Source organism: Streptomyces sp. NPDC096310 (assembly GCF_044763125.1).
GTDB lineage: Bacteria > Actinomycetota > Actinomycetes > Streptomycetales > Streptomycetaceae > Streptomyces.
The window spans coordinates 264420-288769 of record NZ_JBIWFO010000001.1; the positions used below are offsets into that span (position 1 = coordinate 264420).

The following is a 24350-nucleotide window of genomic DNA, read 5'->3' on the forward strand; positions in this document are numbered from 1 at the left end:
TGGGGGGAGATCCGGATGCCACAAATCCCCCACAGCTCCCAATAGCCTGCCGCCACGGCCCATTCACCCGATCGATTATGTCCAGAGGCTTGACGAGTACATGCAATCTCGCCGATTCTGCGGGTCATCCAATGTATCGGCGTGAGGAGACGGTGCATGCCCGGATCACCCTCGTCCAGACGCATATTCCTCGGATCTCTGACGGCAGGAGGGGCACCAGCAGTGCGGGGAGCCCCCACCCCGGCCTCCGCACCAGACCACGCAGGGCTGCCGCCTGTCCGCGAGCTGCCGCCTGTTCGCGACGGAATACACCGCGGTGGCGCCAACGGCTCCGACGTGGAAGTGGACGTCGCGCCAACGGACTGGCGAGGGCAGCCCGTCGCCGGTGACAGCAAGGTGCTCCGCGCCACCCACCGGCACGGAGCGAGCGGTCAGGGCAGCACCGAGGTCAGCGTCTTCACAAGCGCGGTCGCCCTCGCCCCGGCCGGAGAGCCGCGCGCCCTCACCCTCACGGGGACCACCCGCCCCCGACCGCGCCTGTTCGCCCTCTCCTCGGAAAGGCCGAAGCCATGACCCCGATCTCCCGGCGGGCTTTCGTCGTGGGCAGCTCAGGAGCCGTGCTCACAGGCGGCTCCCCTGTGGCCTGGGCAGGTCGTTCGCACCACCGCGACGTGCACGGGGGCCTGCTCGACGACGCCGCGATGGTCTGGAAACGCGTCCCCGACAGCTGGCAGGAAGCGCCCTTCCTGGGCAACGGCCGCATGGCGGCGCACATCTACCGGAAGCCGGGAGAGGGCAACATCCTGCGCATCATGATCAACAACGGTCTGGTGCAGGACCAACGCGGCCAGTGGGAGGCCGCGATCGGATACTCACGGCTGGGCGTCGGCTGTCTCACGCTCACCTTCGCCGGTGCCATCACCGACGTGGACTGGCGGCTCGATCTCGACGACGCCGAGCTGACCGGCACGATCACCACCACGCAGGGCAGCGCAACGTTCAGCTCCCTGATCCTCAACCACCGCGACGTGCTGCTTGCCCGGCTCCAGCCCACCGCGGGCGAGGAATCCGCGGCATGGGGTTTCACCCCACTGCCCGCACGGACGACCCGCACCATCCGGCTCCCGCCCGACTACACCGCCAACCCGGACCCGGCCGTCGCCCCGGGCCTGGTCGAGCAGCCACTGCACGCCGGTGGCGGCTACTCCACCGCCTGGCGCGAGGTCCGCTCCGGTACGCAGCGGCTGCTGGTCGCCTCCATCGCGTACGGCCATCCGCACTCGACGGGCCGCGAGGAGGCGGTCCGCACCGTCGACGAAACCCTCGACGGCTCCCCGGACCGCGACATCGCCCGGCACCGACGCTGGTGGCACAGCTTCCACCGGCGCAGCCTGGTCTCCGTACCCGACAAGAAGGTCCAGCGCTTCTACTGGATCCAGCTCTACAAGCTGGCCTGCGCCACGCGCGCGGGCGGCCCGGTCACCCCGGTCTTCGGCCCCTGGTTCCCCGAGTCGGGCAACGGCTGGACCAACATCTGGTGGAACACCAACGTCCAGGTCACCTATCCGGTGGCCAACGGCTCCAACCACCGCGAGCTGGACGCCATCACGCCCACTTTCGCCCGCTACCACGAGAACCTGGAGACCAACATCTGGCCGGAGCTGCGCGACGGCGAGACGTACGCGCTCTGCCACCCCGGCGACTGGAAACTGCGTTCCGGCCCGCGCTACGTCGGCCGTCCCGGCATCAACCCCAACGACCACACCGGAAACCTCATCTGGGCGCTGCACAACGCCTGGGTGACCTACCGCCACCACATGGACGACGAGGTGCTGCGCCGCGTCATCCACCCGGTGCTCACGAAGGCGGTCAACCACCACGCCCGCTTCCTCACCGAAGGAGCGGGCGGCAGGCTGCACCTGCCCGAGACCCGCTCGCCGGAGTACGCCGACGCCGCCGACTGCACCTACGACCTGTCGCTGCTGAAGTGGGGCTGCGCGACGCTGCTGGCCTCGGCGAAGCGGCTGCGGCTGGACGACCCGCACGTCGCCCGGTGGCGCGACATCCTCGCCCGGCTGGTCCCGTACCACGAGAACGAGAACGGCGTGATGATCGGCGCCGACGTCCCCCTCGCCGAATCCCACCGCCACTTCTCCCATCTTCTGTGGCTGTACCCGCTGCAGGAAAAGCTGGAGCGGCACACCTTCGATCACTGGACATCGATGCAGGTGCGCTGGCACGGCTACAGCTATGCCATCGCCTCGTCCATGGAGACCCTGTTCGGCAACGCGAAGCAGGCGCTGTCCTATCTGCGGTTCTTCCTGGACGGCAACGTCGTCGACGATTGCGCCCTGACGCCGAACACGATGTACCGCGAGGGCTCCAACTTCGCGCTGGAGAGCCCCATCGGCGCAGCCCAGTCGCTGCTCGACATGGTCACCCAGAGCCACGGCGGCGTGGTGCGGGTGTTCCCCGCCGTCTCCTCGGCCTGGCCGGACGTCTCCATCTCCCGGGTCCGTACGCAGGGCGCCTTCCTGGTCGACGCCTCCCGGCGCAACGGGCGAACCGACTGGATCGCCGTGGCGAGCGAGGCGGGCGAACCGCTGGTGCTGCGGCACGGAATCGACGGCGACATCGAGGTCCGCGACAAGGCGAACGGCGCCCGGATCCCGTGCCGCGACCGGGGCGACGGCACCATCGCCGTCGGCGTACGCCGGGGCCGCACGGCAGTGGTGACCCGCCGCGGCGAACGACCGCGCCTCGAACCTCGGAACGTCCCGGCCGACGGCCACGCCCCGCCGTGGGGACTGACCTGACGACACCCGATCCCCCACCGATCGACACAGGAGGACACGTATGAACAACAAGCGCTTAGGACTCGCCTCGGTCTGCACCGCGGCTGCGGCCGTCATGACCCTGCTGGCCGGACAGGCACAGGCCACGGTGATCTGGGACGGCGGCGCCTCCCGGGGCACCGGTGTCTTCGCCCACATCGGCAGCAACTGCGCCGCACCCGGCGGCGTGACCGCGGTGGACGACTCCGAGCGGGGCGAGGTGTGGCGCTACCGCAAGCCGGCCGGCTCCAACCGCTGCGAGAGCCGCGGCATCGCCGTGGGCGGCGACGACTACACGTTCACCAACGGCAGCACCCACTACCTGGGCTGGGCGAGCAAGCTCTCCAGCACAGCCGACAACAACGCGATCTTCCAGTGGAAGTCCTACGGGAACCACCAGCAGAACTGGCCCGTCGTGCTCAAGATGATCGGCGGCAGGCTGACGATGATCCAGCGACAACCGGACAGCACCGTACACACGATCTGGTCCAGGTCCGTCTCCGCCGGCGCCTGGAACCACATCGTCGTCGGCCTCCACCTGTCCGACCAGACCCTCGGCGGCTGGGTCGAGCTCTGGTTCAACGGCGCCAAGCAGACCTTCAGCAACGCGACCCAGCGCTGGAACTGCCGCACCTTCGACAACGAGAACCATCCGAAGTGGGGCGTCTACGGCGCCGGCTCCAGCTCGGTGGACCACTACGTGGACGCTCTGAAGGTCGGAACGTCCTACGGGGACGTCGACTGACGCGGCACCGGGCCCGGAACGTCCGGCACGGCACTTCGCCGCCTCAGCATCGCATGCGGTGCGGCGCTGGTCTGCGGTGCGGCTCTGGTCATTCCGCTCCAGGATCTCCGCGTTTGCGTCAGCGATGGTGGTGAACATCCGCCCATCCCCGTACGCAGGTTGTCCACCGACCGGCGGGCCCACCTCTGTGAGCCCGTCCGACGTCGACCCCAGCCGCCCGCACGCACCCTGCCGGCCCGCGAGCCGGGGCCGTGGAGGGGGCAGGGGGCCGGCGGCTCAGCGGGCGGCGGCCAGGGCCTCGAAAGCGGGGACCAGCTCCGCGGGCGAGGGGAGGGCCGCGATCTCGGCGCGCAGGGCGGCGGCCGCTTTTCTCAGGCCCTCGTCGTTCAGCAGCACGTCCAGCAGGTCGCCGTCCACGGCGTCGGCGGCGGCGGACAGGGCGAAGCCCGACGCCTCGGCAGCGGCGGCGTTCTCGAAGTGGTCGGCGCCCTGCGGCAGGATCAGTTGCGGGGTGCCGACGGCGGCCGCCGTCATCATCGTCCCCGAGCCGCCGTGATGGATGATGGCGTCGGAGGCGTCCAGCAGTTGGGCAAGCGGCACCCACGGCAGCGGCCGTACGTTCGACGGCAGCGTGCCGAGGGGCGTGAGGTCGGCGTCGCCGACAGCGAGCAGGAACTCCGCGTCGACCGCCGCCGCGTGCTCGATCAGCCGGACGATGGACCGTAGACCGTCCAGCTCCGTCAGCACCGTGCCGAGCGTTACCGCGATTCGCCGTCGTTCTCCGCCACGGCCCGCGGCCAACTCGGCGGGGACCACACCGGCACCGTTGAACGGCACGTACCGGACCCGCCAGCCGGTGCCGTCGCCGCCGAGCGAGGCCGGCACCACGTCGAGGACGGTGCGGTCGGCCGGTGCCGTGACCCCGTGGGCCCGGTAGTCGTCGGCCAGCTCGGCAGCCATCAGAGCGGCCAACGCCACCCCGGATGTGACACCGAAGTTGTGCACCACGGCAGGGATGCGCAGCGCCGCCGCGACAAGCGGGGCCCCGGCGTGGAACGAGTCGTGCACGAGGATGTCCGGGCGCCAGCTCTCCGCCAGCCGCAGCAGACCGGGGACAGCGGTCTTGCCGTGCCGGGCGAAACCGCGCACCGCGATCCGCAGCTTCTCCTCCTGCGGCTGCCCGTCGTCCACGTACTGGACGGGGCCGTCCAACACCTGGCGGAAGGCGTCGGTGAGCGTCGATCCGTCACCGACCTCGACGGCGGGAATCCCGGCCGTGCGCAGCAGGTCGACCGGAGGCAGGGCGGCGAACAGGACGTCGTGCCCGGCCGCACGCAGTGCCTGAGCGGTGGGGATCATCGGGAAAAGGTGACCGGCCTGACCAGGCCCGGCGAACAACACTCGCACGGTGGTGTGCTCCTCGCTCAACTCGCGTGCGTACGCCTTCGTATGCGTACTCAGGGGAACGAGAATGCCACGCGGACGAGAAGGGGCACCGCCCGGGCCCCTCTCGCGAGCCACCGACAACACACCGCGCCCGAACAGGCTGTGCGGCTGACGGCCACCGTGCTCCGACCGCCCCGGGCATGCCGCTGCCGCTGCCGCACCGATGAGCGGGCCGGCCGCACCACGCCGTCAGGGGGTGATGGCCGTAGGTCTTCTTCCAGGTCGCGGCCGCGTCCTCCTTGTCGCAGTGGGCGATCACGAGGACGCCCCTTCGAGATCGATGACGACCTGTCCGTCTGCGTCCGGTGCGTCCATCAGTGCAGCTCAGTCGTCGAAGCAGGCGAGTCGGTCGTGACCCTCGCCAAGTGGTGGGGGCGCTCGTCGCCGACCATCACCCTCGACCACTATGCCCACTTCATGCCGGAGGCGGGGAAGAAGGGGCGCAGGGCGATCGATAGCCTTCTGGGGGAGCGGGAGAGGGAGGCCGCTGGCGCAAACTCCCCAGATTCTCCCCAGGCCCCGTCCTGAGCGCCCACTGTTCGGGCTGGTACACGTAAACAGCGAGGTGAGAGGCACTATGTTCACGACCCGACCCACCCTCCAGGGCACCTTCGGCATGGTGTCCTCCACCCACTGGCTCGCCTCGCAGTCCGCGATGGCCGTCCTGGAACGCGACGGCAACGCCTACGACGCCGCCGTCGCCGCCGGATTCGTCCTCCACGTCGTGGAACCGCACCTCAACGGCCCCGCCGGAGAAGTGCCCATCATCCTCGCCCCGGCCGACGGCGAGGTCCGGGTGCTCTGCGGGCAGGGGCCCGCGCCCCGGGGCGCCACCATCGAGCACTACCGCTCCCTCGGACTCGACCTTGTCCCCGGCACCGGGCCGCTCGCCGCCGCCGTGCCCGGCGCCTTCGACGCCTGGATGGTGCTGTTGCGCGACCACGGCACCCTGTCGCTGGCCGAGGTGCTGCGATACGCCATCGGTTACGCCGAGGACGGCCACGCGCCCGTCGAACGCGTCGGCGGGACCGTCGAGACCGTCCGGGAACTCTTCGAGACCGAGTGGACCTCCTCCGCCGAGGTCTACCTGCCCGGCGGCAAGGCGCCCGCACCTGGTGAGCTGTTCCGTAACCCCGCGCTCGCCGCCACCTGGCGCCGGCTGATCACGGAGGCCGAAGCCGCCGGAGCCGGCGACCGTAGCGCCGAGATCGAGGCCGCCCGGGAGATCTGGCGCACCGGCTTCATAGCCGAGGCGCTGCTCGCGCAATCCGCCCGCCCCACCCTGGACACCAGCGGCTCCCGCCACACCGGCACCCTGGCCGCCGCCGATCTGGCCGGCTGGTCCGCCTCGTACGAAGCGCCCGTCACCTACGACTGGAACGGCTGGACCCTCTGCAAGGCGGGCGGCTGGAGCCAGGGCCCCGCCTTCCTCCAGCAGCTCGCCCTGCTGCCCGCCCGCGCCGCCGACCTGCCCCGCTACGGCTCGGCCGACTACGTCCACCTCCTGGTCGAGGGGTGCAAGCTCGCCATGGCCGACCGCGAGGCCTGGTACGGAGACGCCGCCCCCGTACCGCTCGACACCCTGCTGTCCGAGCCGTACAACACCGCCCGCCGCGCGCTGATCGGCGAGCGGGCCTCGTACGCGCTGCGCCCCGGCAGCCCGGACGGGCGCGAGCCCGTGCTCAGCGGCCACGCGCGCGGCGTCGCCGCGGGCGAGCCCGGCTTCGGCACGCCGGGCGCCCCGGCCGCGGGCGCCGGTGAGCCCACCGTCGCCAGGGACGGTGCCACCCGGGGCGACACCTGCCACCTCGACATCGTCGACCGCTGGGGCAACATGGTCGCCGCCACTCCCAGCGGCGGCTGGCTCCAGTCCAACCCGGTCGTCCCCGAACTCGGCTTCCCGCTGGGGACCCGCCTCCAGATGGCCTGGCTCGACCCCGGCCTGCCGAACTCCCTGACCCCGGGGCGCCGCCCCCGCACCACCCTCACCCCGTCCCTCGCCCTGCGCGACGGCACCCCCGTGGTGGCCTTCGGGACGCCGGGCGGCGATCAGCAGGACCAGTGGCAGCTCCACTTCTTCCTCGCGCTCGTCCTGCGCGCCCCGGTCCGCGGCGGACTCGACCTCCAGGGCGCCGTCGACGCCCCCAACTGGCACAACGACAGCTTCCCCGGCTCCTTCTACCCGCGCGGGATGCGCCCGGGCAGCGTCACCGTGGAGGAGCGCATGGACCCCTCCGTCGTCGCGGAACTGCGCCGCCGTGGCCATGACGTCACCGTCGGGGACCCCTGGTCGGAGGGGCGGCTCTGCGCCGTCGCCAGGGACCCGGAGACCGGCGTACTCTCCGCCGCCGCCAACCCGCGCGGCATGCAGGGATACGCCGTGGGACGCTGACCGGCCCCGCGCCCCCGCGCCCGCCCCGGCCGCCGGATGTCAGAGGTCCATGATTGGCTGGACACATGGTCGACGACTCGGTGTACGGAACGGTTCCCCTGCGCGGGACGGCTCACGCCGTCCAGGTCTCCGCCGTGGAAGAGGCGGTACGCAAGGCGGCGGCGGCCGAGATCATGCCGCGCCACCGGCGGCTCGCCGCCCACGAGATCACCGAGAAGAGTGCCCCGCACGACCTCGTGACCGTCGCGGACCGCCGCGCGGAGGAACACCTCACCGCCGCGCTCACCGCGCTGCTCCCCGGCTCCGCGGTGGTCGGCGAGGAGGCCGTCCACGCGGACCCGGCCCGGTACGAGGCGCTGCGCGGCGACGCCCCCGTGTGGATCGTGGACCCGGTGGACGGCACCCGCCAGTTCATCCGCGGCGAGGACGGCTTCTGCACCCTCGTCGCCCTCGCCCAGGGCGGCGAGCTGGTCGCGTCGTGGACGTACGCGCCGGCGCTGGACGAAATGGCGATCGCCGTACGCGGCCGGGGCGCAGTCCTCGACGGTGTGCCCCTGCGCCCGGGGCCGCCCGGGGCGGGCGCGCCGCTGCGGGTCGCGACGTCCCACCCGGACTACACCACGCCCGAGCAGAAGCGCGCCCTGCTGGGGCTGGGCGTGGCGGGGATCGAGGCCCGGCCGTGCGGCGCGGCGGGGCTGGAGTACCTGGCCGTGGCGCGTGGCGCGCTCGACGCGGTGGCCTTCGGCTGGGAGCTGGCGTGGGACCACGCGGCGGGCCTGCTGCTGGTGACGGAGGCGGGCGGCGCGCACGCGACGCTGACCGGCGAGCCGTACCGCATCACGGGCGGCAACGCGCTCCCGTTCACCGCCGCCCGGGACCGGGAGACGGTGGAGCGGATACGGGAGCGGCTGCGCGCCGGGGTCTGAGCGTCGCGCGGGGCGGGTCAGGTGAGCAGGCGCAGCAGGTGCGCGCAGGCCGCCGACTCGCTCGTGTGCCGGGCGATGGTCTCGCTGGTTCCGCGTTCGTACGCGCCGGTCTCCCACGCGCCGTCGGCGGTCCTCCGTACGAAGAGGAAGTCGACGGGGGTGGGGGCCGGTTCATGGACCCCCTCGATACGGTAGTAGCCGTCGGGTACCCCGGCCGCGCTCAGCGCGGCACGCAGCGCGTGGCGGTCCATGGCGGCGTCGTCACCCGCTCGCGGAGACCAGATAGCCGTGATCCAGCAGCCACTTCACATTGAGCCGCAGGCCCTCGCCCGGGTCGAGGAAGACCGGATCGAGCTTGATCTGCTGTCCCCGGCCCGGCTGTTCGAACCACGGGGCGATGGAGCCCTGCCATACGGAGAACGGCTTGACGACCCGGTAGACGCGGTAGTCGCACGGCACGGCCGGCTCCCGCGTGCTGAGGTTCTGCGGGGGCAGCGCGCGCCGTGCGTACGCGTCACCGGCCGGGGCCAGGTAGCCGCCGTACTCGGAGCCGAAACGGTCCAGCTTCTCGCCGGTGCGCAGCTCGGTGGCCTTCTTGTCGAGCTCGCCGTTCACCTCGGCGAACCCGTCGTTGGGCGGGTACTTCCAGCTTCCCGAATCCGCCGGGCCCTCCCAGTACTTCTTCAGGAAGGCCGAGGGCGACAGCCTCCCGGTGCGGTGGTACCCCTTCAGCAGCGGGCCGACCGGCTTCTGCCAGGTACGCGGCAGATACTCGGGCCCGAGGCGGGCGTCGCCGCCGAACTCCCCGGTGCACGGCTCGGGCGGGGCCGGCGCGCCGACCGGGCCCGGGGCGATGTCCGTGACGGGCAGCGGGGAGGCCGTCGTGACGGGGAGCGGGGAGGCGGCCGGGGGCGTCCGCTCCGCGTCGTGCAGGGGGGTCGCGTTCGCGGCGGGCGCCATGACCAGCGTGGCGGCCACGCCGAGCCCGGCGAGCGCGGTGCGCATGCGGTTCACTCAGGGGATCCCTTCAGGTCCGATGCCGGCGGGATCCTGTCTCCCACCGGGCATCGTGACGAAGGGTAGTTGATCCGGTGCGTGCGGTGAGCGCGTACGGGAGATGTCCTCACGCCTCCCGTACGGCTGCCAGGACGGCCACCGTCTCGCGCACCAGCTCCGCGGCCGGCGCCACCGCCTCCGGGCCGGCGCCGGCAGGGCCCGCTCGATCCGGTCGGCGAAGCCCCCGCCCGGGTCACCTTGCGGGCCCCGGCGACCGAGAACTCCGCTGTCCCGGACGGCCCCGGTGAGCGCGGTGAGCAGCGGCTCGGGACAGCTCGGCGCCGCCGTGCGCAGCGCGGTCAACTCGCCGTGCGGGTCGGCCAGTACACGGCGGCGCGCCACCTCCCCGGCGCCAGCCCGGGCGCCCCCGTCGACCCAGGGTCCCCAGCCGCCGGGGCCCGCGACCTCGACCCGGGAGCCGGTCACCTCGGCGGCCAGGGCCGCGAGCGCCGGTCCGTTCGCCCTGCCGTCCATCTGCGCGGACCGTACCCGCCGTCGGGCTGTCGGTGCCCGGGAATATCCTGGGTTTCCTTGTCACCGGCTGATGAAGGAGTCCGAGGTGACGTCGATGCTCGATGCCGTCGTCGTGGGGGCGGGACCCAACGGCCTGACCGCCGCCGTCGAGCTGGCCAGGCGGGGGTTCTCCGTGGCCGTGTTCGAGGCCAAGGAGACGGTGGGCGGCGGGGCCAGGACGGAAGAGCTGACCCTCCCCGGATTCCGCCACGACCCCTGTTCCGCCGTACACCCGCTGGGGATCGGTTCGCCCGTCTTCAAGACCATGCCGCTCGACCGGTACGGCCTCCACTGGCTGCACCCCGCCCTGCCCATGGCGCACCCCTTCGACGACGGGACGGCCGCCGTGCTGTCCCGCTCCGTCTCCGAGACGGCCGCCTCGTTCGGCCCGCGCGACGCCGGCGCGTACCGCCGGCTCGTCGCGCCCTACCTCGGCAAGTGGGACACCCTGACACGGGACTTCATGTCCCTGCCGCTGACCGCGCTGCCCCGGGACCCCGTCACACTCGCCCGCTTCGGCCTCGCCGGACTGCCCCCGTCGACCTGGCTGATGCGCCGCTTCCGCGACGAGCGCGCCAAGGCCCTGTTCGCCGGGCTCGTCGCCCATGTGATCGCCCCGCTCGACGGCCTCGCGACCGGCGCCGTCGGTCTGATCTTCGCCCTCGCCGCGCACGCCGGCGGCTGGCCCGTGGCGCGTGGCGGCTCCCAGTCGATCTCCGACGCGCTCGCCGCGTACCTCCGCGACCTGGGGGGCACGATCCACACCGGGTACGAGGTCAAGCGGCTGGACGACCTGCCGCCCGCCCGCGCGTACGTCTTCGACACCTCCCCGACCGCGCTCGCCAGGATCGCCGGTCTCGGCAGGGCCTACGACACCTACCGGTACGGCGCCAGCACCTTCAAGATCGACTACGCGCTGGACGGGCCCGTCCCGTGGACCGCCGAGGAGCCGCGCCGCGCCGGCACCGTCCAGATCGGCCCCACCAGCGGGGAGATCGGGCTCGCCCTGCGCCAGGCCTCCGGCGGACAGGCGCCCGGCACACCGTTCCTGATCACCGCCCAGCCCAGCCTGGCCGACCCCTCGCGCGCGCCCGAGGGCAAGCAGGTCTTCTGGGCGTACGGCCATGTACCCAACGGCTGGGACGGCGACCTCACGGACGCCGTCGAGCGGCAGATCGAACGCTTCGCGCCCGGCTTCCGCGACCGCGTCCTGGCCCGCGCCACCGCGGGACCGCCCGAGCTGGCCGCCCGTAACGCCAACTACGTGGGCGGGGACATCGCGTGCGGCGCCGCCTCGGGGCTCCAGCTGATGCTGCGCCCCAAGATCTCCCTCTTCCCGTACGCGACCGCGCACCCCGCGGTCTTCCTCTGCTCCTCCGCGACGCCGCCGGGACCCGGGGTGCACGGCATGTCCGGGCACAACGCGGCGAAGGCCGTCTGGCGGCGGCTGCGGGCGCAGGGCCGAAGCTGAGACCGGCCTCGGCGCCCGGGGCCGGTCAGACCTGGGGGACCTTGAGCCGGTCCCAGCTCGTCCGGCCCGGGACGCCGTCGGCGTCGCCGCCCTCGAACCCCAGCTTGCGCTGCCACGCGGCGTACGAGGCACGGTCGGCCTCGGACCAGTCGGGACCCGGCCCGACCTGATACCTTCCGCACCCCTCCGCCACCAGCCGCCTGCCCATCGCCGTGACGACCGCGCTGCGCCGCCCGGCCGCGAAGAACGCCGCTCCGGGGAACGGCTCGTACGCCGTCGGGGGCTTGGCCGGGGGTTTGGCCGGAGGCTTCGACGGGCTCTCGGGCTTGCCGCCGAGCCGGCTCCCGATCCGGGCGCGCATCGCGTCCATGGTGAAGCCGCGCGGATCGATCTTCCCTGGCTGCCACTCCTTGTGGCCGATCACCGAACGCTGACTCCAGCCGTGCGCACGGCAGATCGCCGCCGCGGCCTTCTCGATCGCTTCGAGCTGGGCGGCCGGCCACGGGTCCTCGCCATTGCCCAGGTTGACGCATTCGAAGCCGTAGAAATGGCGGTTGCCGTCGGTGTTGGCCTCGTTGTCGGCGGGCAGCGCCGTCTCGTTGATCACCGCGCGCAGCACGTCGTCGTCGCCGAGACCGGCGTGGTTGGCCCGGCCGTTGCCGACGAGATGGACCGAGCCGTCCTTGGCGATCACCCCGTGGCAGAGCGGCCCCGGGAGTGCGGAGTGGCCGTTGTAGCAGAGCTCGACGGAGCTCTCGGTGCCGGCGGTGACGGTGTGATGGATCATCACTCCGTGCATCGGCCCCCCAGGACCCCTTGTGGTTGCGGTTGTGGGTGCGCCAGCTCCGGTGTTCGACGACGCTCAGCCCCTCGTCACGGAGGGCTTTGAGCAGTCTGGCGGCGGTCAGGGGCGTGGCCATGGCGGTGCTCCTTCAGGGGTGTTCGGATGTGCTGTTCCCGCGTTCCTGCTGTTCCCGTTGTAGTTGCTGTGTCCGCTGTCTCCGCTGTCTCCGCTGTGTCCGTTGTGTCTGTTGTTTCCGTTGTTCCTGTGGTTGCCGCTCGGCTGTCCGTGCGGGATCAGCCCTCGGACCGGTCCGAGGTGTCCTGACCCGATTCCGGCTCCGGGGCCTCCGCCGGGGGCTGACCGGCCGCCCGCGCCGTGGCCCGTTCCGCGGCCACGGTCTCCTCCTCCGCCGCGCGCTCCGCGGCCAGGGCCGCCTCGCTCGCCGCCGGGACCGGCGCGGCCAGCGGGCCGAACGCCAGCCGCAGATCGGTCACCGCGCTCTCGCTCAGCACCCAGGCCAGCGGCGCGTAGTGCGTCGCGATCCCGTGCGGGGAGCGCAGCAGCGGCCGTCGGGCCGCGTCCGTCGGCCACTCGACGTCGCCGGTGGCCGTACGCGCGGGAACGGTCCAGAAGTCACCGGAGCGGTAGGTCCGCCCCGGTTCGAAGTAGACGTGGACGCCGTCCTCCAGCGGTACCCAGCCGCCCTCCTCGATCCGCAGCGCGCCGCCGCGCGTCCCCCCGGCGCCCTGCTTCGTCCGGTCGGCCCCGCCCGTACCGCCGCTCCCGGTGTGGCGCGTGCCGGGCCGGTGGTCCCAGCGCCGCAGGAACGGGTGGAGTTCGGGGCGCCGTCCGACATGGCGTTCCGGCTCGCCGGAGAGCCGTACGCGCCGGCCCGGCAGGTCGACCTCCTCCACCCGCAGCAGTGGCAGCGGCTCGCCCCGGCCGAGGGCGCCGCTGTCGGTGAACTCGACCAGGTCACCGACGTTCAGGTCGAGTTTGTCGTCACTGCCGAGGGACGCCAACTCCACCCACGTACCGTCGAGTTCGTCGACGGCGAAGGTCACGGAGCCGTTCTCCCGCGACCACTTGAACGTCGCCTCCTTCGCCGTGCCGCCCTCGTGGATCTCCACGCGGTACATCTGGTTCTCCGGGCCCCGGTACCGGGCGTCCGGCCGTACCAGGCACGGCTCGTCGTCCGCGTGCTCCGGCCGCCGGCTGCGTGCCGCCATCCGGGCCGTCGGCGTCTGCGCCGCCGCCCACCGGGCGAACGCCTCCCGCACCTGATCCTGGTTCCGGGGCGATCCTTCGGCCGTGTCCAGCTCCAGTGTGGCGCCGGGCAGCGGCAGCACCTGCCAGACGACCTTGAGCCGGGCCGCCGTGTCCGGCAGCGCGGAGCCCAGCGCCACCTCGCGCAGCAGCGGGTCCTCGGCGGCGGTGACCGAGCGCTCCCACACCTTCAGATAGGCCAGATAGGGGAATTGGGCGGGCAGCCGGTCGCCGGGACGCTCCGGGTCGCGGTACGCGTCCGGCTGGTCCCAGTACGTCCAGCCGGCCGGCGGCCCGGGCGCGGCGGGCGTCCGACCCCCGTCGCCGTCCGTGCCGCCGTCGCCGTCCTCGGCGGCGGGCTGTCCGGGCTCGTCGTCCGTGACCGGGACGCCGGGCTCGGGACGGGTCGCGTCCAGCAGGATGCCGTCCACGTAGTAGCGGCCGCCTCCGATGGTCAGATCGTCCAGCTCCCGGTTGCCCGGTACGAAGTCCACCGCGAAGCCGGTGGCGTCGCGCGGACCGCCGTGCTGTCCGATCAGATCGGCGGCGACGGTACGGGCGTGGGCGAGCTGGATCGCGGCCTGTTCGTTGGCGTCCGCGTCGAGCTGGACACGGCCCTGCTGCGCGAGCACGGCCGAGTAGTGCCGCTCGGGCCGGAAGGTGTCGCGGGAGATGTCTGCGTGCATGGGAAGAGGTCCCCTTCGGACGTTCGGTACGGCATGGGGCGATGGGCGGGCCGGTGCGGCGACGGGCGGGGTGGCGGAGGGACGGACGGTCAGGTGACGCGGATGATCCCGGCGTCCGTACCCGCCGGGGTGTACTCGGCGAGCCGGGCCCGCAGGCTGTCCAGGCGCTGCGGCTGGTACAGGTCGTGGAACGCGCCCATCTCGGAGCCGTCCTCCGCGCCCCGCCCGATCTCTTCGGCGCACCCGTCCGCGAGCTGCCCGTACGCGGGCGTCCCGTACCGCTCGCTGGTGAACAGCGGCCGTACGAGCGGAGCGTTCTCCCGGCCCACCAGGTCCGGCTGGCAGCGATGGCGGCGCGGGGTGCGTGATCCCGGCGGTACGTACGAGAACCGCAGGCAGCCGATGCCCCGCCGGGCCACCCGGACCACCCCCGTGACGATGCTGTTCGCCATGATCTCCACCGCGTGGGTGTGGATCTCGCCGATCACCGTGGTGCGGTGCGCGTGCAGGACGGCGTGGGCGTGGCGACAGTCCGGCGCGGACAGGGCGGCCCGGTCGTGGCCGGTGGCGTCGAGGACGCTGTCGCGGATGTGGAGGTCGAGCGGGTCGTGCCGTACCTCGTCACCGATCACCTCGATGGTCCCCAGGACGCTCCGCTCGATCTCCACACACGCGGTGGTGCGGTCCAGCACCAGGCTCGGTTCCTCGGGGGAGTGCGGCTCGCAGCGCGGCTCCAGCGACCAGCCGGGTACGAGGGTGCAGTGCCGCAGAACGAGCGCGCCGAGGGGCCCGGAGACATGGAGGCCGCGTCCGGTGATCAGCAGGCCGTCCAGCACGATCCGCGGGGGCGCGGGCCGTCCCGGGCCGCCGTCCGGGCGGTCGCCGCCGGCATCGTCGTCCGAACAGGCCTCCGAAGCCCGGATGTTGAGCGCGTCGGGCCGGTTGCTGTACCAGTCGAGCAGCCGGATCACCGGCCGCGCGCCCTCCGCCGCCCGTACCTCCAGACGGTCGCCGGGATCCAGCTCGAAGTCCAACTGCTCCTGGTACGCGCCGCTGTGCGTGATCTCGATGACGCCGTCGGGGCCGCAGCGCCCGCCGCGCCGGTCGTCGCGCCACGCGCCGTAGGCGTCCATGATCCGCTGGTAGGCGCGGCCGGGCCCGACCTGGTAGACCGTCGCCGTGGCCGGCGTCTCGCGCTCGCGCGGGTACTCGCCGCCGCCCGTGTCGTCGGAGAACGCGGTGTGATAGCTGACCCAGACGCCCTGGCGCGGCGCCGAACGCGCCCCGAACGCGATCCGTCCGAGCACCGGGTCGACGGCCACCTGCCCGCGCGCGGGTCGGTAGCGCCAGTCCGTCAGGTCCGCCACGACGAGGTCCGACAGCGGCACCGGCTCCCGCCCGCCGTCGCGCCGGATCGTGAAGCTCTTCCCGGGCCCGTAGTAGTCCACGAGCCGGTCCGCGAGCTGCCTGCGGCGGATGTACGCGGGCACATGGTCGATCGTCGCGACATGGGCGGGCGACGGCTCGGGCACCGGTTCGGTGACCAGCGGGGTGTCGTTGCCGAGAATCGAGAACGTGTAGAGGTTACGGGCCCGGTCGACGCAGTACGCGGGCGAACCGGTCACCGGATGCGGCTTCAGCCGCCATACGAACAGTCCCACCCCGGCAGGGGAGTTGCCGCCCGGCCGGCGCGCCGAAACGGCCCGCCGTACCTCCGCCGTCCGCGCCACCGCGCCGAACGGGCCGCCCGCCAGATCCAGCGCCGCGCCGTCCCGCACGTCCGCGAGCCGGCCGCGCTCCAGACGGCGCGCCCGGGTGGCGTCGGTCGCCGATCCGTACAGCCTGACCGGCTGGTGGTGGGCGACGAGCCGGGAGAGCTCCACGGCCCGCGACGGCCAGCCGGCCACCCCTTCGGCCAGCTCCTCCAGGAGGGCGAGGGTGCCCTTGCGCCGCCTGTTGGCGACCGTCGCGGCGACATCGCGGCGCGGCGCCAGCGCCTCCGCGAGCCGCGCGCGCGTGTCCGTCTCGCCGTCCGCGCCGAGCCCTCGCGCCTGGACGCGCTCGTAACCCGGCAGCGGGGTGTGACCGACCAGATCGCCGAGGTACGGCAGCACCCACGGCGCCGCCGTCTCCACGAACCAGTCCTCGTACCCCTGCTCCACCCCGTCCCGTACCCGGTCCACCTGTTCGGCGATCACCGCGAGCAGGGCGCGCAGCGGCTCACCGTCCTCGGCGTCGCGCAGCCGGTGCCACTGCGGAAGCAGCTCCGCGAGCCCGTCCGGTTCCCTGCTCATGCGGTGACCTCCGTCAGAATCAGTGTGTCCGCGATCTCCGGCGTCAGCACGGCGAGTTGCGCCGGCCTGATGCCACGGAAGACCACCACCACCCGGCCCCGCTCCAGCCGTCGGGTATCGGTGATGTCCGGGTTCAGGCGCAGCAGTTCGGCCAGCGGTATGCCGTACCGCGCGGCGATCCGGGTGAGTGTCTCGCCGTCCGCCGCCGTGACCCGGTGGGTGTCCACGTCGTACGTGGCGAGCCGGGCCGGGACCGAGGCGCGCGGCCGGGTCAACTCGCCCGCGAGCCCGGCCAGTCCGTCGGCGGTGACCGATGCGGGAACACCGGTGAGGACATCGACGTCGACATACTCCACACCGGGCACCCGATGGGCGGTCGCCAGCACGTCGGAGAGCTGGACGGAACGGCCCAACTCCCGCCGTCCGCTGCCGAACGCGTACAGCAGCGCCTGCCGCAGCCGGGGCTCGACCACGGTCCAGGTGTGGTCGGGCGCCACCTTCACCCGTGCCGCCAGCAGCAACAGCACCAGCTCGCGCACGTCGACCCGGACCGGGAGGCGCGCGTCCCCGTACCGTACGAGCGAGGAGCGCAGCGCGCGCAGCACCTCGGAGTCGTCGGCGATCGCGATGTCGTCCGTGCCCGCGACCGTCATATGCAGCACCCGCCGGCGGCCGTCGAAGATCTCGCGGGCCGCCGCCCGGCCGATGCCCGCCCGTGAACGGGCGAAGTCCTCGTAGTCCTTCAGGGAGACGAGACGGTCGAGCGCGGAGACCGCGAGAGGGATCGTACGACGGGTCAGACCGGGCCCGTCGCCGTCCGCGCCGCCCGTCGCGGCCAGCGGATTGGTCACGGCGGTGACACCCAGCGGCCGGGTGATGGCCTGGGTGACGCGGTGCGCGGGGACATTGGCGGCGCGACCGGTGCCGAAGCGGTAGCGGGCCCGTACGTTCTCGTGCCCGGTGGGCAGCCGCGCACCGAACACCCCGTCGCCGAAGGTCACCGTGGGGCGCCCGTCCGCGTCCGTCCCCGACACGTACACCCTGTCGCGCGGCCCGTGCCCGGCCAGGCTGTCCACCTCGTGCCACAGCAGCCCGTCGACGCGCACCTCCAGGGTCGGGACGGCGCCCAGCGGATTGTCGGCGGGCAGCCAGGTCAGCGGCGACTGCCAGAGGGTGAACGTCTGGTGGATCCGGCTCGCGTCGCCGTTGCCGAGGGGTTCGTCCCGGCTCTCGCCACGCGTCGCCGGGACCACATTGCCCTGTACGCGCACCGTGTCACGCCGGTAGCGGTGGGCCAGATCGGCTGTGAGCGTCAGTACCGTACGGACCCGGTCCCCGGGCAGAGTTGGGTCCAGACGCTGCTCCACGGCGGCGATCACCGCCAGTTCGGTACCCCGCACCCCGGCCGTACCGGGAATGTCGGTGCGCTCCCCGGACACGACAAGATGGCGCCCGGGGGTCAACCCGTCGTAGAGAGCGGCGAGTTCCAGTTCATTGCCGCCCACGTCGGCGCCCAGCGGTTCGTCGGCGAGGACCAGCGGCTCGCCGCCCGTGTGCACGACCGTGTCCCGGATCGTGGAGAGCAGCACGTCGTGAGTGTCGAGCCACGGGTCCGCGAGGGTCAGCTCGGTGCCCCGACCGGTGATGCCGTAGTCGGTGTACACGGCGGTGCGTACGGCGGTGACCCTGGTCGCCACGGAGGCGAGCGCCCGGTCGCCGGGGATCCCGTCGGGGCCCGGCGCACCCTTGCGGGGGCGCTCGATGACGACCCAGCTCCCGACCGTGACGCCGTCCTGCACGGAGTCGAGCGCGAGGACATGACGGCGAGGCTGTTCGGGGACGGTCGCGATGCCGACCTCGACGTTCGCGGGCTCGCTGCCGATCGCGAACCGTACGGTCAACTCGTAACCCTCATGGGCTTCTTGGTGCCGCTCGCCGGGCGCCAGGGACCACTCCTTCGGCTCACCGTTGCGGACGGTGACCCGGACGCGCCCGTCGTCCCCGGGGAGCGAGACAAAGAGGTTCAGCTCGGGGAGGCCGGGCAGCAACTGGACGCTCACGCCGGGCTGTCCGGGCTCGGCGCGGTCGCCGCTGTCCGCTTGGTCGTCGGCGTTCGGCGCGGGGCGGCTGCTCAGGGCGATCCGGCCCGGGCCGAGATCGAAGGTCTTCTCGGCGGGCAGGTTCTCCGAGGTCTGCACGGAGGAGCCGTGCTCCGTGTGCTGGAACTCGGCCCGCACCGGCACCTTGCCCGCCGTGTCCAGGACGACCCGCACGGTGGTCAGCGCCGATCCGGTGAGCGGCCAGTCCGTCTGACGGATGACCCGGCCGCGCTCGTCCTGTACGGGCTGGAGCGGCGCCGTCGCCCCGAAGGGGGCGGCCGTCACCCGCATCGCCTGAAGTTCACGCAGCAGGGGGACGGCGGCCTCCGCGGCGGTGGCCGCCGGGGAAGCGCTCCGCCACGCCGTGTACAGGCCGTCCGCCACCCGGGGATCGAGCGCGGCCAGCAGCCGTGCGCCGAGGTCGGAGCCGGGTGCGAGGAGGTGCCCGGGGCCGGGCGACGGTGCGTGCCGCCCGGACGGCGGCTTCGCGGCGCCGGCGCGCAGCGCGGGGAGTACGGCGCCGAGCGCCCGCAGGGCGGCCCCGGCCGTGGCACCGGCGGTGCCGGGCGGGAAGGGCTGGTGCCCCGGTACGGCCCGGTGCTGGGATACGGCCCGGTCCTGCCGTACGGACTGGTCTTGCCGTACGGCCCGGTCCTGCTGTGCGGACCGGGCCGGGTCCGGGTGCTGGGGATCGGGCTGGTCGGGCTGGGAGGTCTCCAGATCGGCGACCCGTTCGGCCAGTTTGGCCACCATCGCGCCCAACCGCGAGAACCAGGCGGCGACTTCCTCGTGGGCGGCGGCCACGGCCACCGCCTCGGCCAGGCGTTCACGCGGATCCGTGAGCCGCCGTACGAGCTGTCCCGGAGAGGTGATCCCCGCCAGGTCCGCGCGCAGCGGGGCCAGTACCTGGTCGTCGAAGTCGGAGATGATCATGCTGACGGGGCGCGGGTTGGGGTTGTCCGGGGACGGGTCGCCGTCCTCCGTCTCCCGGTCGTCCTCGGTGATCCACTCAACCAGCTCCGCGACCAGTTCGCCGAGCGACGGCGGCGGGGACTGCGGCAGCCCGATCGCCGTCACCTCGTCCTCGCGGTCGATCCGGACCCGCGCGACCGGCAGCAGCAAGGGCTGCCCGCCCTGCCCCTGGCCCGAGCCCGCCTCCTCTGCCGCCGTACCGAAGACGAACAGCAGCTTGTCGCCGGTCCGTAGCCCGGTGTCGGTCCCCGCGACCTGGATCTCGGACCGCCGGCCCAGGTCGTCAGGTGTGAGCAGGGCCGGCCGGCGACGGCGTACCGCCAGCTCGTTCCAGGCGGCGCGCGCGGTGAGGTCCGCACTGGTCTCGAACGCCTGCGACTCCTCGTCGGCGCTGGCGGGCACACTGTTGGCGCGCGCCCCGCGGGGGATCAGCACCGGAAGGTCCTCGGCGCGCGGATCGCGGTCCAGTGTGTACGCGAGGTGGGTGTCGGCGGCGATCCCCGGCCGGGGCCGGTGCCCGACCAGCCGCCCGAGCAGTGCCAGCGAACGGTGTTCGTCCGCCGTGCGCAGATACCCCTCGTCGGCCACGCGCTCGCTGTGGAACGTCAGCAGGTCACCGACGACCGCCGAGGCGTCCAGCAGCCCGATCGCCGGGTCGTCCGGCGTGCGGACGGTCAGCCCGCGCAGCGCCGGGTAGGCCGGGGAGGCGAGCCGGTCGAGCATGGCGGCGAGAAACGAATCGTATGTGCCGACACGGTAGTCGAGCGCGGTGCGGCCCGGCGGGTTGTACAGCGCCTCGGGCGCGTATCGCTCGTCGTGGCCACCACATCCGCAACCACAGTCGCGGCCCGAGCCGGTTCCGGGGACGCCGTTCATCGGGCACCTCCGCCCAGCTCGATCGAGAGCCGGCCGTTCTCGGGCCGGTCGGGGTCGTTGTCGCAACGCGCGATCTCCAGCGGTCCGAGCCGCAGCACGCCGTCCTCCAGTGCGGTGTCATCGTCGGGATCTCCGTGGAACAGCCGGCGCAGCCGGGTCACCCGGACGCTCTCCACGCCCGCCACGCCCGCCGCCACCGCCACCAGCCTGCTCAGCCGGACGGGTTCGCCGAAGGTCAGCGCGTCCGGGTGGAAGAAGCCGAGCCGGCCGCCTTCGGGCAGCCGCCGGCCGCCCAGCAGCCGGTACAGCTCGGCCAGGATCTGCCCGTGCTGATGGCCGGGCCCGGCACACACCGCGAGACCGATGTCCAGCGGTACGGTACGGGCGGGCCCGACCACCAGGTCATGGCCGATCCGGCGGTAGCCCTCCAGCGCGTACGACACGGAGTCGAGCAGTTCGGCGGAGGGCTCACCGGTCCCCAGCGCGTCGACGGCGACATGCGCCTCCCGGACACTCCCGGTCCAGCGGATCTCCGCCGCCGCCCGCTGCACCCCGGGCAGGGCGCTCGCCAGCGCCGCGTAGTCCTCGGCGGTGACCGCGCGCAGCCGTGAGCGCTTCAGATCGAGCGGCGCCAACTGCCGTACCTGATTGATGGGTTCCGGATCCGTACCGCCGACGGCGGGCAGCGGGTTTCGTACCCCGCGCACCCCGTGCACCCCCTGCACCGACGTCAGCTCCTCGACGCCGGATGTCTCCGAGGCGTCCGGGTCGCGGTACACCACCAGGTGGTTGATGGCCTCGGCCCCGACATTGCCGGCCGTGCCGCCGCCGAGCCGGTAGCGCGGCTCCAGCCGGGCACCCGGCCGAGGCCGCGCCCCGTACCGTCCGTCGCCGAACCGCAGCGCGATCCGCCCGTCGTCCTCCAGCTCGCCCACGAAGTGCCGATCCCGTGGCCCGCTGCCGAGCAGATCCCGGCGCGGCGCCCAGCACGCGTCGCCGTCCTTCACCCGTACGGCGGGCAGCGCGGCACGCGGATCCTGGACGAGGGCGGCGGCGGGGCCGTGCAGCACCGGATCGGCCGGGTGGAGCCCGGCCGCGTACTCCGGGCCCCAACTGTGCTCGATCTCCCAGACGATGGCGCCGCCGAGCACCGCGCCCGCGCGGGCCCGCGCGCTCAGTACCTCGATCCGGCGCAGCTTGGCGGCCAGTAGCCGCTCACTGCGGTGCAGCAACTCCCGCAGCGCCCGCACCGGTTGACGGCGCAGCTCGAAGCGTTCCAATACCCGCAGCCCGAACAGCACGGTCAGTTCCCGGACTTCCGGCTCCGCCAGCCCGTCGTGATCGCGGGCGCTGCGCCACAGCTCCACGAGCCGCAGCCGTACGCGGCCGGGAATCGCCGCCAGCCGGTCGGCCTGCCCCGCCGAGACATGGCGGGGCTCGGGGAACGGTACGGACTGGACCACGGGGGAGCGGTGCAGCACCGGCCGGAAGCGCGGCTCCACACCCGGGTAGGTGGTCTGGGCCAGCAGCGCCGCAAGCGCCTCGGCCTGGGCGTACGCGGTGCCCGGGACGACCTTTTCCCGCTTGCGTCCCGCCTGTTCCAGCCCGATGCCGACGCGTTCGGTCGCCGCCTCGCCGACGACGGCGAACAGCTCACGTACCTGGTGGGGGGTGAGCGAACGCCCGCAACGAGTCTGGTCGAGAAGCGCGTTGAGGAGCGCGGCGGGCGCGTTGCCCTGGTCGTGATCGCCGCAGCCGAAACCGGCGGGCGCGCAGGACCCGAGGACGGTCGGCGCGGGCGGCACGACGACCGTCTCACACCTACCGCTCCCGTCCCCGGGGCCGAAGTCCGGCGACCGGCCGTGGTCGACGAGCACCACATTGCCGCGTGCCACGCTCACATCCTCGACCGGCTCGCAGCGCGGCCCGCCGAGGGTGGAGAGGCAGACGGGGAAGGTGAGCGCGTCCCCCGCCGCCCAGACCACCTCCAGCACGGGCTGATCCGCCAGCCGGTCCACGGCGGGGGTGACGGACAGCAGGCGCACGGCCTGCCGGTGTGCCGGGTCGGCGTCACCGGGCGTGCCGGTGCGCGCGCCCCGTACCTCCTCGATCAGCAGCAGATCGCCCGGTGACAGATCCAGCGCGCGCTCCGTACACTCCTCGTCCGTCCACGCGTCCCGCAGGGTGGCGGAGACGGCGCCCGGGGGCAGCGAACACACCTCGCCGCCCCAGGTCCAGAAGCGGATGGTGTTGTGTTCCGGCCGCAGGACCAGGTGCGCCGGGCGCGCCGGCGGGCTCTCGGGGACGACCGGCTCGAAGATCTCCACCGACCCGCGCTCCTCCAGCACGGCCAGCTCCCGGTCGTCCAGGACGGTGCCGGTCTCGGGCCGGTCGCGCGGACCCAGCCGCCGTACGTCGACGGCCGCGAAGCGGAACGTCCCAAGCCCCAGGGACAGTTGACGTACCGTCTCGACGGCCACGAAGGCGCGCGCGTTGACCCCGTCGTGCATCGGATAGTCGATGAGCCGTACGTGCCGCCGTACCGAGACCCGGCGCCTGGCCGTGTCGAGATACGCCTCCGTCGCCACCGCGTCCTGCTGATAGCCGATCAGATCGCCCGTGTGGGCGAGGAGTTCGACCAACGTCATGCCGAGATCGGCGGCGTTGCGCTCGACCCAGCCCGGAGTGGTCAGCGCCAGCCGGTCCAGGATCACCTTGCGGATGGAGTCGTAGTCGCGCGCCGTGTAGTCGATGACCGGCGCGGGACGGTGGTCCGGCGGGCACCCCGGCGCCTCGTCCACACAATCGAAGGGCGTCGGACCGCCGGCCCGGAAGTCGAACCCGGCGGAGAAATACCGCTGGTCGAAGCCGGGGAACGGCTCGGTGCCAGGACGTCCGTACGGGTCCGTGTCGACGAGGGAGAGCCGGTAGCGGGACGTGTCCCCGGTCCGGTCGAGGGTGACGAACAGCCGGTCGTCGAGTTCCGGGTCCTCCTCGCGCTCGACGGAGACGTCCACGGCCTCGATGCCCGTGATCCGCCGGCCGCCGTCGATCCGTACGTTCTCCGGGCACAGCCCGTGCGGAGACTTCCCGAGAAAGGTGACGGTGAGTGTCAGCCCGTCGTCACCGACCTCGACCGCGTCCACCCCGCCGAGCCGCGCGGCCCGCACCCGCGCGCGCCGTCCGTCCTTCCGGCACTCCACCTGGCCTCCGGGCCCGCTCATGCCGGACCACTCCCCTCGAACACCTCGTCGCGCCGGCTCGCGGTGGAACGCACCACGTACCGCAGATACACCCGCACCACGTTCTCCTCGCTGATCACGTCCAGCGCCTCCACCTCGATCAGGTCCCCCAGCCAGCGCTGGAGCGACGCCTGTACGGACAGCTCCACCGCGGAGGCGAGTTCGGGGCTGTTGGGCGTGAAGACCAGATCGAGCAGGCCGCACCCGAAGTCGGGGCGCATCACCCGCTCACCCGGGCTGGTGAAGAGCAACTGCTCGATGAGGTCGCGCACATGGTCGTCGTACGCGGCATGTGCGGTACGTCCCCGGCGGTCGACCCGGAACGGAAAGGCGATGTCGCTCCGTACGGTCCCGTACCTCATCGCGTACACACCCCCCGCTCCGTCAGCGGAGTCACGACCGGCGGCCCCTGCGGCACGAGCGCGGCGCTGAAGCAGAGCGCGGACGTGCTGTCCAGCAGCGCGGCCGAACCGTCGATCCGTACAACATCCCTGCCCTGGCCCGGCGTCCAGCGGACCGTGACACACGGATACGGCACCCGGTCGACGGTGTGACGGCAGCCGGTGACGGTGAACGTGTCGGTCGCCGCGGGCACGGGCAGCCCGTCGAGCCGTACCCCCGACGAGGCACCGGACGCCGGTGCCACCCGGCCGCCGTGCGGACAACTGATCGTGAAACCCGTGCTGATGAGATTCCCGGACACCATATTTCTCCCCGTCGCTGTACTCATCGCTGCTGCGCTCGCCGC

15 protein-coding genes and 3 pseudogenes are annotated in these 24350 nt (G+C 73.0%); 7 read left to right on the forward strand and 11 right to left on the reverse strand.

Annotation, left to right across the window (positions count from 1 at the left end):
* Positions 1 to 342 precede the first annotated feature (342 nt).
* The 3 genes from ACIQ7D_RS01100 to ACIQ7D_RS01110 are packed head-to-tail and all read left to right on the forward strand — an operon-like array spanning position 343 to position 3579.
* Positions 343 to 573 (forward strand): hypothetical protein, encoded by a 231-nt coding sequence (locus tag ACIQ7D_RS01100; protein WP_403932009.1) that lies wholly within the window; start codon positions 343 to 345, stop codon positions 571 to 573.
* Positions 570 to 2816 (forward strand): glycosyl hydrolase family 95 catalytic domain-containing protein, encoded by a 2247-nt coding sequence (locus tag ACIQ7D_RS01105; protein WP_403932012.1) that lies wholly within the window; start codon positions 570 to 572, stop codon positions 2814 to 2816. The genes ACIQ7D_RS01100 and ACIQ7D_RS01105 overlap by 4 nt, the downstream gene beginning before the upstream one ends.
* A 40-nt stretch (positions 2817 to 2856) precedes the next feature.
* On the forward strand, positions 2857 to 3579 hold the full coding sequence (locus ACIQ7D_RS01110) for a hypothetical protein (protein ID WP_403932015.1): 723 nt from the start codon (positions 2857 to 2859) through the stop codon (positions 3577 to 3579).
* 276 nt (positions 3580 to 3855) lie between these two features.
* Here ACIQ7D_RS01110 and ACIQ7D_RS01115 read toward each other — a convergent pair whose 3' ends face one another.
* Complete coding sequence (locus ACIQ7D_RS01115) at positions 3856 to 4938, reverse strand: glycosyltransferase (RefSeq protein ID WP_403932018.1); 1083 nt, start codon at positions 4936 to 4938, stop codon at positions 3856 to 3858.
* A gap of 408 nt (positions 4939 to 5346) precedes the next feature.
* Here ACIQ7D_RS01115 and ACIQ7D_RS01120 point away from each other — a divergent pair.
* The 3 genes and pseudogenes from ACIQ7D_RS01120 to ACIQ7D_RS01130 form a co-directional block, all read left to right on the forward strand.
* Positions 5347 to 5553: pseudogene (locus ACIQ7D_RS01120) on the forward strand (integrase); the annotation flags it as partial.
* 49 nt (positions 5554 to 5602) lie between these two features.
* Positions 5603 to 7417, forward strand: coding sequence for a gamma-glutamyltransferase family protein (locus ACIQ7D_RS01125; protein ID WP_403932020.1), 1815 nt, complete (start codon positions 5603 to 5605; stop codon positions 7415 to 7417).
* A 65-nt stretch (positions 7418 to 7482) separates the two neighbouring features.
* A complete protein-coding gene (locus ACIQ7D_RS01130) occupies positions 7483 to 8343 on the forward strand; it encodes an inositol monophosphatase family protein (protein WP_403932022.1) in 861 nt (286 codons plus the stop codon).
* A 17-nt stretch (positions 8344 to 8360) separates the two neighbouring features.
* Here ACIQ7D_RS01130 and ACIQ7D_RS01135 read toward each other — a convergent pair whose 3' ends face one another.
* From ACIQ7D_RS01135 to ACIQ7D_RS01145, 3 genes and pseudogenes are all read right to left on the reverse strand, one after another.
* The gene (locus tag ACIQ7D_RS01135; RefSeq protein WP_403932025.1) at positions 8361 to 8594 is read right to left on the reverse strand and encodes a hypothetical protein; all 234 of its coding nucleotides are present in this window, start codon (positions 8592 to 8594) and stop codon (positions 8361 to 8363) included.
* A gap of 10 nt (positions 8595 to 8604) precedes the next feature.
* Positions 8605 to 9357: a TNT domain-containing protein gene (locus ACIQ7D_RS01140; protein WP_403932028.1), complete on the reverse strand. Its 753-nt coding sequence runs from the start codon at positions 9355 to 9357 to the stop codon at positions 8605 to 8607.
* Between the two features lie 224 nt (positions 9358 to 9581).
* Positions 9582 to 9846: pseudogene (locus tag ACIQ7D_RS01145) on the reverse strand (DNA polymerase subunit beta); the annotation flags it as partial.
* 112 nt (positions 9847 to 9958) lie between these two features.
* Between ACIQ7D_RS01145 and ACIQ7D_RS01150 the strand changes: the two are divergent.
* Positions 9959 to 11383 (forward strand): phytoene desaturase family protein, encoded by a 1425-nt coding sequence (locus ACIQ7D_RS01150; RefSeq protein ID WP_403932031.1) that lies wholly within the window; start codon positions 9959 to 9961, stop codon positions 11381 to 11383.
* Between the two features lie 25 nt (positions 11384 to 11408).
* Here ACIQ7D_RS01150 and ACIQ7D_RS01155 read toward each other — a convergent pair.
* From ACIQ7D_RS01155 to ACIQ7D_RS01185, 7 genes and pseudogenes are all read right to left on the reverse strand, one after another.
* Positions 11409 to 12303 (reverse strand): annotated as a pseudogene (locus tag ACIQ7D_RS01155) (peptidoglycan-binding protein).
* A gap of 157 nt (positions 12304 to 12460) precedes the next feature.
* Complete coding sequence (locus tag ACIQ7D_RS01160; protein ID WP_403932034.1) at positions 12461 to 14119, reverse strand: DUF6519 domain-containing protein; 1659 nt, start codon at positions 14117 to 14119, stop codon at positions 12461 to 12463.
* 89 nt (positions 14120 to 14208) lie between these two features.
* Positions 14209 to 16413: a hypothetical protein gene (locus tag ACIQ7D_RS01165; RefSeq protein WP_403932037.1), complete on the reverse strand. Its 2205-nt coding sequence runs from the start codon at positions 16411 to 16413 to the stop codon at positions 14209 to 14211.
* Entirely contained in the window at positions 16410 to 20360 is a 3951-nt protein-coding gene (locus ACIQ7D_RS01170) for a putative baseplate assembly protein (RefSeq protein WP_403932040.1), read from the reverse strand. The genes ACIQ7D_RS01165 and ACIQ7D_RS01170 overlap by 4 nt, the downstream gene beginning before the upstream one ends.
* On the reverse strand, positions 20357 to 23584 hold the full coding sequence (locus ACIQ7D_RS01175) for a putative baseplate assembly protein (protein WP_403932044.1): 3228 nt from the start codon (positions 23582 to 23584) through the stop codon (positions 20357 to 20359). Before ACIQ7D_RS01175 ends, ACIQ7D_RS01170 begins: the two co-directional genes overlap by 4 nt.
* Complete coding sequence (locus tag ACIQ7D_RS01180; RefSeq protein ID WP_403932047.1) at positions 23581 to 23964, reverse strand: GPW/gp25 family protein; 384 nt, start codon at positions 23962 to 23964, stop codon at positions 23581 to 23583. Before ACIQ7D_RS01180 ends, ACIQ7D_RS01175 begins: the two co-directional genes overlap by 4 nt.
* A complete protein-coding gene (locus tag ACIQ7D_RS01185) occupies positions 23961 to 24308 on the reverse strand; it encodes a hypothetical protein (protein ID WP_403932050.1) in 348 nt (115 codons plus the stop codon). Before ACIQ7D_RS01185 ends, ACIQ7D_RS01180 begins: the two co-directional genes overlap by 4 nt.
* Between the last annotated feature and the right edge of the window lie 42 nt (positions 24309 to 24350).

Coding starts and splice junctions, on each gene's coding strand:
- ACIQ7D_RS01105 (WP_403932012.1), top strand. CDS start 570: ATGACCCCGATCTCCCGGCGGGCTTTCGTCGTGGGCAGCTCAGGAGCC.
- ACIQ7D_RS01110 (WP_403932015.1), top strand. CDS start 2,857: ATGAACAACAAGCGCTTAGGACTCGCCTCGGTCTGCACCGCGGCTGCG.
- ACIQ7D_RS01115 (WP_403932018.1), bottom strand. CDS start 4,938: ATGATCCCCACCGCTCAGGCACTGCGTGCGGCCGGGCACGACGTCCTG.
- ACIQ7D_RS01125 (WP_403932020.1), top strand. CDS start 5,603: ATGTTCACGACCCGACCCACCCTCCAGGGCACCTTCGGCATGGTGTCC.
- ACIQ7D_RS01130 (WP_403932022.1), top strand. CDS start 7,483: ATGGTCGACGACTCGGTGTACGGAACGGTTCCCCTGCGCGGGACGGCT.
- ACIQ7D_RS01135 (WP_403932025.1), bottom strand. CDS start 8,594: ATGGACCGCCACGCGCTGCGTGCCGCGCTGAGCGCGGCCGGGGTACCC.
- ACIQ7D_RS01160 (WP_403932034.1), bottom strand. CDS start 14,119: ATGCACGCAGACATCTCCCGCGACACCTTCCGGCCCGAGCGGCACTAC.
- ACIQ7D_RS01165 (WP_403932037.1), bottom strand. CDS start 16,413: ATGAGCAGGGAACCGGACGGGCTCGCGGAGCTGCTTCCGCAGTGGCAC.
- ACIQ7D_RS01170 (WP_403932040.1), bottom strand. CDS start 20,360: ATGAACGGCGTCCCCGGAACCGGCTCGGGCCGCGACTGTGGTTGCGGA.
- ACIQ7D_RS01175 (WP_403932044.1), bottom strand. CDS start 23,584: ATGAGCGGGCCCGGAGGCCAGGTGGAGTGCCGGAAGGACGGACGGCGC.
- ACIQ7D_RS01180 (WP_403932047.1), bottom strand. CDS start 23,964: ATGAGGTACGGGACCGTACGGAGCGACATCGCCTTTCCGTTCCGGGTC.
- ACIQ7D_RS01185 (WP_403932050.1), bottom strand. CDS start 24,308: ATGGTGTCCGGGAATCTCATCAGCACGGGTTTCACGATCAGTTGTCCG.